Raw genomic sequence first — 13,718 nt, 5'->3', positions numbered from 1 at the left:
GTCTGCCCTCCGGCGACCGACCCCAGTGGAGACACATCGATGGTGCTGATTAACCGGTTCACTTGTCAACACCCGGTGAGGAATCCACATTGGCATTTCGCCACGTCCCAGCGTGGCGTTTGCGGCAACAGAGAGTGAACCGGTCAAGTTCATGGTGCCGCAGGGCGGCGATCCGCGGTGCCGACGGGTGAGCGGCACCACGGATCGCCCGCCGGCTGGAATGATGGCCCCCGATGGCGCCGGAAACGGTGCCACCACGGGGGATCGCCACAACCGGACAGACCGCACCAGCCCGGCGCACGCGCCGGGCTGGTCGTCAACCGGTCCGCTTCCTCGTGCCCACCCGCACCTCGACCGACCCGGCCGTGGGCGGTCACCCCTCAGGAGGAAGCATGCAGGAGAAGCGCTCACACCGTCGCCAACTGTTCCGGGCCGCGGCGGTCACCGCGGGTGCCGCCGTCGTGGCGCCGGCGCTGGGCGGTGTCACGCCCGCCCAGGCCGCCGCGCTCGCCGCCACCGGCGCGATCCCCTGGGTCGGCCCGGCGGGCTCCGGCGCCACGTACGAGGTGAACGAGACCCTGGGCGCCCAGGCGGCCATCAACACGGCGCTGGGTGCGAGCGCGCAACGGGCTGTCTTCGTCGCGCCCGGCAACTACAACCTGAAGGCCCCGGTGGTGCTCGGCGACAAGCAGGCCCTGATCGGCGCCGGCCCGCTGGTCACGATGCTGACCGCTGCATCGGGTTTCAGTGGGGCGGCCCTGGTCGTCAACCCGTGGTCCGGCAACCAGATCGGTGCCACCCGGCAGTGCGTCACCGACATCGGGCTGGACGGGGCGAACCGGGTGGCCAACGGGGTCAACTTCCAGATGAACATCAAGCCGGACTCGTACGGGCCGGACCCGGCGCCGTGGCTGACCCGGGTCTTCGTCACCCGCACCACCGGCGACGGGTTCCTCCTCGGCGGCACGTACGCGGGTGGGCAGCGGGAGTTCAAGATCACCGACTGTCGGGTCGAGCGGGTGGGGGGCTGGGCGTACAACTTCCAGTCGTCGGACGGATTCGTCAGCGGGTGCTCGGCCCAGGGCTGCGCTGGCGGCGGCTACCTCCTCGGCGGCGGCAACATCAAGATGTGGGGTAGCAAGGCGTACGGCATCGGCACGGCGACCGCGTCCGCTCCCGCGTTCCGGATCGCCTCCGCCCGCGCGACCGTGGTCGGGTGCGAAGCCCAGGACACCATTGGCAACGGCTTCGAGATCCTCGCTGCGAACGCCACGCTCTCCGGCTGCACCGCCGACTCGACCGGGCGTGGCGGCACCGGCACCGACGACGAGTCCGCCGGCTTTTACGTGACCGCGTCCGCGGTGAGCCTGGAGGGCGGCTCCTTCCAGCGGTCCGGCGGTGGTGCCGCGTGGATCGTCGACGACCGACCGGGCATGCGCTGCGCCCTCTACCTGGCGTCCGGCGTCGACTACCTCTCCGTACGGCTGGTCACCGGGGCGGGCCGGCCGGTGCCGTTCCAGCGCCTGATCACCGGGACGGTCGGCGCCCGCTCGTCGGTCTCGGTCCTCGGCTGACCCTTCGGGCGGCGGGTCGAGGGCGACGGCTCGCAGGCCGGCTGACGGGGCAACTGATACCACGCACGACGAAGGGCCGGTCCCCACCGGGGCCGGCCCTTGCGCTTGTGCTGCTCAGGTGAGCGGAGGATACGAGATTCGAACTCGTGAGGGTGTAAACCCAACACGCTTTCCAAGCGTGCGCCCTAGGCCTCTAGGCGAATCCTCCGTCGAACAGGTTACAGGATCACACCGCCCCGCTCACCCCACCACCCCCTGAAGATCGACTACCTGTCGGGTAGGGTGGGTGTCACCTCCCGTGCGGCGGTATCTCGTGAACCTCCCCAGGGCCGGAAGGCAGCAAGGATAAGCGAGCTCTGCCGGGTGCACGGGAGGCCTTTTTGTCTCCGGTGCCCGCTTCGTCCGGGCCGTCCCCGGTGCTCCGGTGTTAAGAAGGGGCCCTTCCTCTACCTGAGGCGTTAACAGGGGGCCCTTCCTTGCATCCCTCCCGCGCGGGGCGGCGGGGTGGGTGGTCGGGCGGGCGTGGGCGGCGCAGAATGGCTCGGTCGAGAGGAGGCGGGACGGGTGGCACTGGCGCTCTACCGCAAGTACCGGCCGCGTACCTTCGCCGAGGTCATCGGGCAGGAACACGTCACCGAGCCGCTGTCGCAGGCGCTGCGCAGCGGGCGGCTCAACCACGCGTACCTCTTCTCCGGTCCCCGGGGCTGCGGCAAGACCACCAGCGCCCGGATCATGGCCCGGTCGCTCAACTGTGAGCAGGGGCCCACGCCGGAGCCGTGCGGGCAGTGCGGGTCATGCCGCTCGCTGGCCACCGACGGTGCTGGCTCGATCGACGTGATCGAGATCGACGCGGCCAGTCACGGCGGTGTCGACGACGCCCGCGAGCTGCGCGAGCGTGCCTTCTTCGCGCCGGCCAACAGTCGCTTCAAGATCTACATCATCGACGAGGCGCACATGGTCTCGACCCAGGGCTTCAACGCCCTGCTCAAACTGGTCGAGGAGCCCCCGGAGTACGTCAAGTTCATCTTTGCCACGACCGAGCCGGAGAAGGTCCTCGGCACGATCCGGTCGCGGACCCACCACTACCCGTTCCGGCTGTTTCCGCCGAAGGTGGTCCGCCCGTACCTGGAGCAGCTCACCCAGGCCGAGGGCGTCGCCGTCGAGCCGGCGGTCTTTCCGCTGGTGGTGCGCGCCGGTGGCGGCAGCATGCGGGACAGCCTCTCGGTGCTCGACCAGCTCATCGCCGGCGCCGGCGCGGAGGGGGTCAGCTACGCCCGGGCCGTCGCGCTGCTCGGGGTGACCGACTCGGCGCTGATCGACGAGATGTGCGACGCGCTGGCCGCCGGGGACGGCGCCGCCGCGTACGCCGCCGTCGACCGGGTCGCCGAGGCCGGGCACGACATGCGCCGGTTCGCCTCCGACCTGCTGGAGCGGCTGCGCGACCTGATCGTGCTCCAGCAGGTGCCGGAGGCCGCCGCGAAGGGCCTGATCGACGGTCCGGCCGACCAGATCGAACGGATGGCCGCCCAGGCCCAGCGCCTCGGCCCGGGCACGCTGTCCCGCTGTGCCGACATCGTGCACGACGGCCTGGTCGAGATGCGCGGCACCACCGCGCCCCGGCTGCTGCTGGAGCTGATCTGCGCCCGGATGCTGTTGCCCGGCGCCGACGACTCGACCGGCGGCCTGCTCCAGCGCCTGGAACGCATGGAGCGCCGGCTCACCCTCGCCGGCACCGACGCACCGGCAGATCAACCCCCGGCGGTACGCGCACAGCCTCCCGCCCCGCCCGCGGCTGCCGCCGCGATTCCGGCCGGGACCGCCGGCATGCCGGCGGCTACCGGAGCCGACGTCGGGGCGACCCCGTCGACGGAAGACAGCACCGCTGACGCGGCTGCCGCCACCTCCTCGACGCCGGTCGCCCCGCGCATCGACCGCGCGCCAACCCCGGCCGGTCCCACGTCGACCGGCTCATCCAGCCCTCCCGGCCCCGGCGGGTCCGGCCCGGTTGGCGGTTCCGGCCCGGCTGGTTCCGCGCCGGCTGGTTCCGCGCCGGCCGGCGTTCCGGCGGGTGGCGCTGCCCGGCGTCCCGTACCCCCCTCGGCCGTCATGCCGGACCCGGCGACCCCGGCACCGCCCCGGCCCGGAGCCGGTGCGCCCGGCGCGCTGGACGCGGTCGCGGTGCGCCGGGCCTGGCCCGAGGTCGTCGGCAAGGTCAACCGGAGCCACAAGAAGATAGCGGCGTTGATGCGCGACGCCGTGGTGCGTGACCTGGACGGCGACACGTTGGTGCTGACGGTCAAGTCGTCGGTGCTGGCCAAGATGCTGTCCGACCACGCGGCGGTGCTGACCGACGCGCTCTACGAGGAGTTGGGCGGGCGCTGGCAGATCCGCTGCGAGGTGGCCGGCGAGCGGGGTGGCGTGTCGCTGGGCGGCTCGTCGCGCGCGCAGGCCCGACCCAACGCGCTCCCCACGGACGCCGGACCGGCCGCCCCGGCCGCCCCGGCGGTCCCCGGGCCCGCCCCGACGAGCGCGCCGCCCGCCTCGGCGAACAGCAGCTCCAACCCGACGAGCGCGCCGCCCGCCTCGGCGAACAGCAGCTCCAACCCGACGAGCGCGCCGCCCGCCTCGGCGAACAGCAGCTCCAACCCGACGAGTGCCGCACCCGGCCGACCGAACGCCGCTGTCGGCCCGGCCGGCGCTCCGAACGCCAGCTCGGGGACTGCTCCGGGCTCTGCCGCCGGCCCGGTCGGTGTTCCCCACGCCGCTGCCGGCCCGGCCGGCGCTCCGAACGTCGCTACCGGTCCGGGCGTTCCTGATGGCCGGTCCGGTGAGCGCGGCGGGGACACCTCCGGCGCGGACGGAGCCGGTGGGCGCGGTGGCGCCGCCGGGCAGAGCGGCGGGAAGCCCGTACCGGCGGACGACGAGGACGACTGGCCGGAGGCGGCGCGCCCGGGCGGCAACGCTTCCGCCGCCGAGGCCACGGATGACGAGGACTGGCCGGAGGCCGCCCGGCCGGGTGGTGCCGCCGTGGCCGACCTCGACACCGCCCCGGGCGGCGCCGGCTCGGCAGCCAGCACGAACGGTGGCGGAACCGGTCCGAGCGGTGGCGACCCGAACGGTGGCGGCCGGCGGGCGGCGAACGGTGGTGGCCCGGGCGCGACCGGTGCCGGCTCGGCCAGGTCGACCGGTAGGCCGGACGCGCGGGCCGGCAACCCGACGCCCGCCGCCCGGCAGCCGGCGTCAGCCGGTGGAGCGCCGGTGAGCAGCGCCATCGCCGCCGCCCGCGCGGCGGCGGCGGGGCGCGGTCCGCGTACCGCGTCGGCGACCCGGCCCGTGGCGGACGCCGAATGGGCCGGCGAACCGCCCTACGACCCGGACTTCGACGGGCCGCTGCGCGGCGGGCGGCCGGGTGGCTCGGCGCCCGCGGCGGTACCGGCGTACGAGGGGTTCGATCCGGGTGACGAGCCGTCGGACGAGGTCATCGACGAGAAGACCGCCCGGGAGTCGAGCGAGGCGCAGGCGGTACGGCTGCTCCGCGAGACGCTCGGCGCCGAGAAGATCAACGAGGTGGACGCCCGCTGAAAGGGTGGTCCCCGGCGCTCATCAGCGGGTGCGAGGGGGAGCACACGTATCGGGGTCGGGCGGTGTCCTGTCGGCGCGGATTCCGCGGACGCACCGGCCGGGGCGGTGTCGGTCACGGCGGTTAGGCTGGTCGGCGGCCGAGCAGACGAGTGCGAGAAGGAGCCTTCCGTGCGCCCAGGTGGACAGCCGAACATGCAGCAGATGCTGAAGCAGGCGCAGAAGATGCAGCAGCAGATCGCCAAGGCGCAGGCCGAGCTGGCGGAGGCGGAGTTGACCGGCACCTCCGGCGGTGGCCTGGTGACCGCGACCGTCGCCGGCACGGGTGAGCTGAAGTCCGTCCGGATCGACCCGAAGGCCGTCGACCCGGACGACGTGGAGACCCTGGAGGACCTGGTCGTCGCGGCCGTGCACAACGCCGCCGAGGCGGCACGGGAGTTGACCGAGCAGAAGATGGGCCCGGTCTCGGGTGGCATGGGCGGCCTCGGCCTGCCCGGTTTCTGAGCCACCGATGTACGAGGGCGCCATCCAGGACCTGATCGACGAGTTGGGCCGGCTGCCGGGTGTGGGCCCGAAGAGCGCCCAGCGGATCGCCTTCCACGTGCTGTCCGCGGACCCGGCCGACGTCACCCGGCTGGCCGGCGCGTTGCGCAAGGTCAAGGAACTGGTCCGCTTCTGCACCACCTGCTACAACGTGGCCGAGTCCGACCAGTGCCGGATCTGCCGGGACCCGCGCCGCACCGACGAGGTGCTCTGCGTGGTCGAGGAGCCCAAGGACGTGGTGGCGATCGAGCGGACCGGGGAGTTCCGTGGCCGCTACCACGTGCTCGGTGGCGCGATCAATCCACTGGAGGGCATCGGGCCGGACAACCTGCGCATCCGGGAGCTGATGACCCGGTTGGGCAGCGGTTCGGTGCGGGAGCTGATCCTGGCCACCGACCCGAACACCGAGGGTGAGGCGACGGCCACCTACCTCGCGTTGATGGTCAAGCCGATGGGCATCGCAGTGACCCGGCTGGCCAGTGGCCTGCCGGTCGGTGGCGACCTGGAGTACGCCGACGAGATCACCCTCGGTCGGGCCTTCGAGGGCCGCAGGGCGGTCTGACCGACCGGTGTCGACGTGGCTCGGCCCGCGCTCCGACCAGGCCGGGCCCGTCTGACACAGAATGGTCACCAGAGCAGGTGTGACGTAACAGTTTGGCATCGTGGATCGAGATCATTCGGCGAACGGGACGTCTGACCTTCGAATCGTCGGTCAGAAGGCGGCAAAGACACGATCCGATACCAACCGTCCATCCGGCTGTTTCCGCAGCGTCGGCCCGGGAGCTATGGTCACCGCCATCGGTGACCCCTGTCACCACGTTGTCCGTACCCCCAAGGACGAGGTGAAGCACGATGCGTGCATCCAGGCCGAAGGCCGCCGTCGCGGCCATTGCGGTCGCGGCCCTCGCGGTTGCAGGCTGTGCCGAGAGCGACCGCGATGACACTTCCGGCGGTAGCAAGAAGGACGTACTCGTCTTCGGTGTAGCCGGAGACCCGAAGGTGCTCGACCCGAGCTTCGCCAGCGACGGTGAGTCGCTGCGCGTGGCGCGTCAGGTCTTCGAGACGCTGGTCCGTCCGGAGGAGGGTGGCACCAAGGTCACTCCCGGCCTGGCCGAGTCCTGGACCCCGGACGCCGCCGGCACCACCTGGACCTTCAAGCTGCGCTCGGGCGTGAAGTTCCACGACGGCACCGACTTCAACGCCGAGGCCGTCTGCGTCAACTTCAACCGCTGGTACAACGCCAAGGGCCTCATGCAGAGCCCGGACGTGACCGCGTACTGGCAGGACGTCATGGGCGGCTTCGCCAAGAACGAGTCCCCCGAGCTGGGCGAGAGCCTCTTCAAGTCCTGCACCGCCAAGGACGCGACGACCGTCGACCTGGCCTTCACCCGGGTCTCCAGCAAGGTCCCGGCCGCGCTGATGCTCCCGTCGTTCTCGATCCACAGCCCGAAGGCCCTGGAGCAGTACGACGCCAGCAACGTCGGCGGCACCGCCGAGGACATCAAGTACCCCGAGTACGCCACGGCGCACCCGACCGGCACCGGCCCGTTCAAGTTCAAGTCCTGGGACGTCGCGAACAAGACGCTGACCCTGGAGCGCAACGAGGACTACGCCGGCAACAAGGCCAAGCTGAAGACCCTCATCTTCAAGACCATCTCCGAGGAGAACGCGCGCAAGCAGGCGCTGCGTTCCGGCGACATCCAGGGTTACGACCTGGTCGGTCCGGCCGACGTCGACCCGCTGAAGAACGAGGGCTTCAACGTCCTCACCCGCCCGGCCTTCAACATCCTCTACCTGGCGATCAACCAGAAGGGGAACCCGAAGCTGGCCGACATCAAGGTCCGGCAGGCGATCGCGCACGCGCTCAACCGTCAGGCCCTGGTCGACTCCAAGCTCCCGCCGGGCGCGAAGGTGGCGCTGAACTTCTTCCCGGACACCGTCGAGGGCTGGAACGGCGAGGTCACCAACTACGACTACAACCCGGAGAAGGCCAAGCAGCTGCTGGCCGAGGCCGGCGCGTCGAACCTGAGCCTGCGGTTCCACTACCCGACCGAGGTCACCCGGCCCTACATGCCGAGCCCGAAGGACATCTTCGAGCTGCTCTCGGCGGACCTCAAGGCGGTCGGCATCAACGTGCAGCCGATCCCGCTGAAGTGGAGCCCGGACTACCTGAACGCCACCACCTCCGGCGCCAAGCACGACCTGCACTTCCTGGGCTGGACCGGTGACTACGGCGACGGCTACAACTTCATCGGCACCTTCTTCGACCGGCAGAAGGACGAGTGGGGCTTCAACAACCCGGCCCTCTTCGCCCAGTTCAAGGACGCGGACTCGACCGCCGACCCGGCGGCCCGGGTGGAGAAGTACAAGGCGCTGAACAAGGCGATCATGGACTTCCTGCCGGGTGTGCCGGTGTCGCACTCGCCGCCGGCGATCGTGTTCGGCAAGGACGTGACCGGGATCAAGGCGAGCCCGCTCACCGACGAGCGGTACGCCACCGCCGAGTTCAAGTCCTGACCTGACGCACCAGGAACGCGGGCGGGCGCTGTGATTCACAGCGCCCGCCCGCAGCCCTCCGTACCCCCTTCGAGGTCACCGTGTTCCGGTTCATCGTCAGACGCCTGCTCCAGCTGATACCGACGCTGTTCGGGCTCTCCCTCCTGCTCTTCATCTGGCTCCGCCGGCTACCCGGCGGTCCGGAGACCGCGATCCTCGGCGAGCGCGGCACGCCCGAGATGCGCGCCCAGATCCGCCGCAGCATGGGCCTGGACGAGCCGATCCTGGTGCAGTACGGCCGTTTCGTCCGCCGGCTGATCCGGCTCGACCTCGGCACCTCCACCTCGACCAAGCGGTCGGTGGTCACCGAGTTCCTGGAGCGCTTCCCCGGCACGGTGGAGCTGTCCATCACCGCGATGGTGATCGCGGTCGGCATCGGCATCCCGCTCGGCTACCTGGCGGCCCGCCGCCGCGGCCGGCTGCTGGACCACCTGTCGGTGGGCGGTTCGCTGATCGGCATCTGCATCCCGGTCTTCTTCCTCGCCTTCGTGCTCAAGGCGATCTTCGCGGAGAACCTGGGCTGGTTCCCGTCCAGCGGGCGGCAGGACCCGACCCTGGGCGCGACCCGGATCACCAACTTCTTCGTCCTCGACGGGCTGATGACCCGGGAGTGGGACGCCGCCGCCGACGCCCTCTGGCACCTGGTGCTGCCGGGTATCGCGCTGGCCAGCATCCCGCTGGCGATCATCGTGCGGATCACCCGGGCCAGCGTGCTGGAGGTGCTCAACGAGGACTTCGTGCGGACCGCCGAGGCCAAGGGCCTGACCGAGCGGACCGTTCGCGGCCGGCACGTCCTGCGCAACTCCATGCTCCCGGTGGTCACCTCGATCGGCCTCCAGACCGGCCTGCTGCTCTCCGGTGCGGTGCTCACCGAGACCGTCTTCGCCTTCAGCGGCATCGGAGCGTTCGTCGCCGAGGCCATCGGCCAGCGCGACTACCCGGTGCTGATGGGCTTCATCCTGATCATCGCGGTGGTGTACGTGCTGGTGAACCTCCTGGTCGACCTCTCCTACAGCTTTATCGACCCGAGGGTGAGGGTCCGATGACGATCAGCCCCAGCAAGAAGAAGGAAAAGATCGACCGGCTCGCCGAGACGGCCGCCCGCGACGACGAGCGCGGCGTCAGCCTCTGGCAGGAGGCGTTCCGCCGGCTGCGCCGCAACCCGGCGGCCATCATCGGCACGGTGATCCTGGCGCTCTTCGTCCTGGTCGCCCTGGTCGGGCCGCTCCTGGTCCCGCACGCGCCGGACGCCCAGCTGTGGAAGGGCGAGGTCCGGCTGGGTGACTTCCCGGGACCGCGCGCGGAGAACTGGTTCGGCACCGACCAGCTCGGTCGGGACGAGTTCAGCCGGATGATCGTCGGTGCCCGGCAGACCCTGCTGGTGGGCATCGTCGCCACCCTGATCGGCCTCGCCGTCGGATCACTGATCGGTGGCGTGGCCGGTGCCGCCGCCGGCCTCGGCGGCCGGTGGGGCCGGGCGATCGACAACGTGCTCATGCGCTTCATCGACATGCTGCTGGCCATGCCGAGCCTGCTGCTGGCGATCAGCATCGCGGCCCTGCTCGGCGCCGGACTCACCACGGTCATGATCGCGGTGGGCGTGGTGTCGGTGCCGGTCTTCGCCCGGCTGCTGCGCGGCTCGATGATCGCCCAGTCGAACAGCGACTATGTGCTGGCCGCGACCTCGCTCGGGGTGAAGAAGCCGAAGATCGCCCTGACCCACGTGGTGCCCAACTCGCTGGCTCCGGTCATCGTGCAGGCCACGCTCACCCTGGCCACCGCGATCATCGAGGCGGCGGCGCTGTCCTTCCTGGGCCTGGGCAACAACGACGCCTCCATCCCGGAGTGGGGTGTGATGCTCGCCGACGCCCAGCCGTACCTCGACTCCGCGCCCCGGCTGGCGATCCTGCCCGCGGTGGCCATCATCATCACCGCGCTCGGTTTCACCCTGCTCGGTGAGGCGATGCGCGAGGCCCTCGACCCGAAGCTGCGGAAGTAGAACACCATGGCACTGCTTGAAGTCGAAGACCTCTCGGTCACCTTCGCCCGGCGCGGTCAGCGCACCGTGCACGCGGTCGACGGGGTGTCCTTCTCGGTCGATGCCGGCGAGGTCGTCGGTCTGGTCGGCGAATCCGGCTGCGGCAAGAGCGTCACGTCGCTGGCCATCATGGGCCTGCTGCCCAAGCAGCCGGGCCTGGCGGTGGGCGGCAAGGCCGTCTTCGACGGCACCGACCTGCTCCAGCTGGACGACCGGTCCCGCCGGGACATCCGGGGCCGGGACATCGCGATGATCTTCCAGGATCCGCTGTCCTCGCTGAACCCGGTGATCCCGATCGGGCTCCAGGTGACCGAGGTGCTCACCCGGCACCGGGGCATGAAGGGCGCGGCGGCGGAGAAGGAGGCGGCCGAGCTGCTCGACCGGGTCGGCATCCCCGACCCGAGGCGGCGGCTCAAGGAGTACCCGCACCAGCTCTCCGGCGGCATGCGCCAGCGCGCCCTGATCGCGATGGCGGTGGCCTGCCAACCCCGGCTGCTCATCGCCGACGAGCCGACCACGGCGCTGGACGTCACCATCCAGGCGCAGATCCTGGAACTGCTCAAGGGGCTGGTCCGGGACTCCGACACCGCGCTGTTGATGATCACGCACGACCTGGGTGTGGTCGCCGGCATGTGCGACACGGTCAACGTGCTCTACGCCGGTCGGGTCGTGGAGACGGCCCGCCGCCGCCCGCTGTTCCGCGAGCCGCGGCACCCGTACACCGTGGGGTTGCTCGGGTCGGTCCCCCGCCTGGACGCCGGGCGCGGTGAGCGACTCAACGCGATCCCCGGCTCGGTGCGCGACGTCCTGCCGTGGCCGGACGGGTGCGCGTTCGCGCCCCGCTGCGAACGACGGGTCGACGCGTGCGTGGGGGAGCCGCCGGCGTTGGTGCTGGCCCACCACGGCCGCAGCTACCGGTGCGTCAACCCGGCGCCGGTGGCCGGCTATGCGCCCGGCGACGACGTCCGTGCCGTGGTGCCGACGCAGGCGCAGCCCGGTTCGGTGCCGGCACAGGCCGTCCCGGACGACCCGCCGACGGTGCCCGGCCTGGGCCCCGCCCCGCGCGAGGAGGAGTCAGCGTGAGTGACGACATCCTGGTCGAGGTCCGCGACCTGAAGGTGCACTTCCCGATCCGCCGGGGAGTCATCTTCGATCGGACCGTCGGGCATGTGAAGGCGGTCGACGGTGTCGACCTGCGCATCCCGCGCGGCAAGACGTACGGGCTGGTCGGCGAGTCCGGCTGCGGCAAGTCCACGCTCGGGCGGGCGCTGCTCCAGCTCAACCCGCCCACCAGCGGTGAGGTGAGCTTCGACGGTGTCGAGCTGACCACGCTGCCGGCGGGCAAGCTCCGCACGATGCGCCGCCGCATGCAGATGATCTTCCAGGACCCGATGTCGAGCCTGGACCCCCGGCAGAACGTCGAGTCGATCCTCACCGAGGGACTGCAGACCCACGGCATCGGCACCGACCGCGACGACCGCCGCCGGATCATCGGCGAGACGCTGGACAAGGTCGGGTTGCCCCGCTGGGCGTTGTCCCGGTACCCGCACGAGTTCTCCGGCGGCCAGCGACAGCGCATCGGCATCGCCCGCGCGCTGGTGCTCGGACCGGAACTGATCGTCGCCGACGAGCCGGTCTCCGCCCTCGACGTGTCGATCCAGGCGCAGGTCGTCAACCTGCTGGACGAACTCCAGGAGACCCTCGGCCTGACCTACCTGGTCATCGCGCACGATCTGGCCGTCGTCCGGCACATCTCCGACACCGTCGGCGTGATGTATTTGGGTGCGCTGGTCGAGGAGGCACCGGCGGACCGGCTCTACAACGAGCCGCTGCACCCCTACACCCGGGCGCTGATGTCGGCGGTGCCGGTGCCGGACCCGGACGTGGAGGACCGCCGGGAGCGGATCCTGCTCAGCGGTGACCTGCCCTCGCCGGCCAACCCGCCGTCGGGGTGCCGGTTCCACACCCGCTGTCCGTGGGCCCAGCCGACCCGCTGCGCCGACGAGCGGCCGGTGCTGCGGGACATCGGCGGCAGCCGGGTGGCCTGCCACTTCGCCGAGCCGATCGCGTCCGGCGAGCTGCGGCCGCACCAGGTGAAGACCCAGCTCACCCGCCCGGCCGGCGAGGGCGAGGAGCCGCACAGCGTCTCCGCGCCCAGCGAGCCCGGCTCGTACGTGTAGGGAGTGTAAGGAAGGGCACCTTATTAACGCCTCCGGTAGAGGAAGGGCCCCTTTTTAACGCCAGGCGCGTTAAGAAGGGGCCCTTCCTTCCGATCGGGGGCGGGTCAGCCCTCGGGGCGGTTGAGCAGGCCGACCGCGATGGTGTGCACCGCGTCCACGCCGGCCGGGTCGGCCAGCGCCGCCCGGCCACCGGTCACCGCGTACCACTCCTCGGCGTCCTTGTACTGCACCGACAGCGTGACCTGGCCGTCCGCCCACTCGGTGCGCAGGGTCAGCTCCCCGGTCACCACGCCCACCTCGTCGGTCATCACCCCGCCAGGCCCGGCCACCAGGTCGGCCGTACGACTCTGCGCCCCGCCGCCGGTGGCGTCCGCGCTCATTCCGGCGCCCGGCGCGGCGGCGCCCGCCGTACCGTCGGCGGTCATCCCGGCGGTGCTCGGGCTGCCGGTCGCGGCGGCCGCGTCGTCACCGCCCGCGTCGGGCATCCGCTCCGGGGCGGGCGTCGCCCCGGCTCCGGTCACGGCTTGCTCGCCCATGTGCAGCCCTCCAACATCTCGGTCAGGGCGGCCTTCTCGGCTGTCGTCACCGTGAGCCGCCAGTGGTGCTTGACCGTGACCCAGTTCTCGGCGTACTGGCACCAGTACGACCGGTTCGCCGGTTTCCACTGGGACGGGTCCTGGTCACCCTTTGCCCGGTTGGAGGTCGCAGAAACCGCGATGAGCTGCGGTTGTTCCAGGTCGTTGGCGAAGTTTCCCCGCTTCGCGTCGTCCCACTCGTCGGCGCCCGACCGCCACGCGTTGGCCAACGGCACCATGTGGTCGATGTCCACGTCGGACGGATCGGTGAACGCTCGCCCGTCGTACACGCTCTCCCAGCGGCCGGCGACCACGTTGCAGCCGGAGAGCTTGATGCTCTCGCCGTCGCGCTTGAGGACGGTGTCCCGGACGTCGCAGTTCTTGCCGGTGTCCCGCCAGTGCGGGAACTTCTCCCGGCTGTAGCCCCGCATCGATCCCGCCTGGGCGACGGTGAGCTGCCCCAGCATCTGCGCGGCGTTGCCGCCGTCGCCGCTCGGCGTGGGCGTGGGCTCGTCGACCGGGGCGCAGCCGCCTCCGCCGAGGGCGAGCACCGCGGCGAGCGCGGCCGTCACCGCGGCGCGCGGTCCTGATCTGGTACGCACAGACGACACCCCTCCAGCTTGCGTGCTCCCGGCGATCCCGCACAGTACCCGGACACGGTTTTGGCATTTCG

At 71.4% G+C, this 13,718-nt stretch carries 11 protein-coding genes, 1 tRNA gene and 1 other RNA gene; 10 read left to right on the top strand and 3 right to left on the bottom strand.

The window, feature by feature from the left end; all coding sequences use genetic code 11:
• Positions 1-392 precede the first annotated feature (392 nt).
• Positions 393-1,574 (top strand): right-handed parallel beta-helix repeat-containing protein, encoded by a 1,182-nt coding sequence (locus D7223_RS22520; protein WP_158610922.1) that lies wholly within the window; start codon positions 393-395, stop codon positions 1,572-1,574.
• A 123-nt stretch (positions 1,575-1,697) separates the two neighbouring features.
• Here D7223_RS22520 and D7223_RS22515 read toward each other — a convergent pair.
• A tRNA-Ser gene (locus D7223_RS22515) sits at positions 1,698-1,782 on the bottom strand.
• A gap of 82 nt (positions 1,783-1,864) precedes the next feature.
• Here D7223_RS22515 and ffs point away from each other — a divergent pair.
• The 9 genes from ffs to D7223_RS22470 all read left to right on the top strand — a co-directional run bounded on the left by ffs (position 1,865) and on the right by D7223_RS22470 (position 12,470).
• Positions 1,865-1,954, top strand: an RNA gene (gene ffs / locus D7223_RS22510) — signal recognition particle sRNA small type.
• A gap of 184 nt (positions 1,955-2,138) precedes the next feature.
• Entirely contained in the window at positions 2,139-5,156 is a 3,018-nt protein-coding gene (locus D7223_RS22505) for a DNA polymerase III subunit gamma and tau (protein ID WP_120730397.1), read from the top strand.
• Positions 5,157-5,348: 192 nt separating this feature from the next.
• Positions 5,349-5,657: a YbaB/EbfC family nucleoid-associated protein gene (locus D7223_RS22500; protein ID WP_222622286.1), complete on the top strand. Its 309-nt coding sequence runs from the start codon at positions 5,349-5,351 to the stop codon at positions 5,655-5,657.
• A 7-nt stretch (positions 5,658-5,664) separates the two neighbouring features.
• Positions 5,665-6,258, top strand: coding sequence for a recombination mediator RecR (gene recR, locus D7223_RS22495; RefSeq protein WP_120730396.1), 594 nt, complete (start codon positions 5,665-5,667; stop codon positions 6,256-6,258).
• Between the two features lie 290 nt (positions 6,259-6,548).
• Positions 6,549-8,213 carry an ABC transporter substrate-binding protein gene (locus tag D7223_RS22490; RefSeq protein WP_120730395.1) on the top strand — a complete coding sequence of 555 codons (1,665 nt, stop codon included), beginning with the start codon at positions 6,549-6,551 and terminating at the stop codon, positions 8,211-8,213.
• An 80-nt stretch (positions 8,214-8,293) separates the two neighbouring features.
• Positions 8,294-9,298, top strand: coding sequence for an ABC transporter permease (locus D7223_RS22485; RefSeq protein ID WP_120730394.1), 1,005 nt, complete (start codon positions 8,294-8,296; stop codon positions 9,296-9,298).
• A complete protein-coding gene (locus D7223_RS22480; protein ID WP_120730393.1) occupies positions 9,295-10,251 on the top strand; it encodes an ABC transporter permease in 957 nt (318 codons plus the stop codon). The genes D7223_RS22485 and D7223_RS22480 overlap by 4 nt, the downstream gene beginning before the upstream one ends.
• Positions 10,252-10,257: 6 nt before the next feature.
• Entirely contained in the window at positions 10,258-11,373 is a 1,116-nt protein-coding gene (locus tag D7223_RS22475) for an ABC transporter ATP-binding protein (RefSeq protein ID WP_120730392.1), read from the top strand.
• Positions 11,370-12,470, top strand: a complete 1,101-nt coding sequence (locus D7223_RS22470) for an ABC transporter ATP-binding protein (RefSeq protein WP_120730391.1) — start codon at positions 11,370-11,372, stop codon at positions 12,468-12,470. Before D7223_RS22475 ends, D7223_RS22470 begins: the two co-directional genes overlap by 4 nt.
• A 104-nt stretch (positions 12,471-12,574) precedes the next feature.
• Here D7223_RS22470 and D7223_RS22465 read toward each other — a convergent pair whose 3' ends face one another.
• Both D7223_RS22465 and D7223_RS22460 read right to left on the bottom strand, forming a co-directional pair.
• Positions 12,575-13,006, bottom strand: coding sequence for a hypothetical protein (locus D7223_RS22465; protein ID WP_120730390.1), 432 nt, complete (start codon positions 13,004-13,006; stop codon positions 12,575-12,577).
• A complete protein-coding gene (locus D7223_RS22460; RefSeq protein WP_238162165.1) occupies positions 12,988-13,647 on the bottom strand; it encodes an HNH endonuclease family protein in 660 nt (219 codons plus the stop codon). The genes D7223_RS22465 and D7223_RS22460 overlap by 19 nt, the downstream gene beginning before the upstream one ends.
• Positions 13,648-13,718 lie beyond the last annotated feature (71 nt).

Origin of the sequence: Micromonospora endolithica (assembly GCF_003626595.1) — a bacterium.
GTDB lineage: Bacteria > Actinomycetota > Actinomycetes > Mycobacteriales > Micromonosporaceae > Micromonospora > Micromonospora endolithica.
This window is presented reverse-complemented; position numbering and strand designations above follow the sequence as displayed.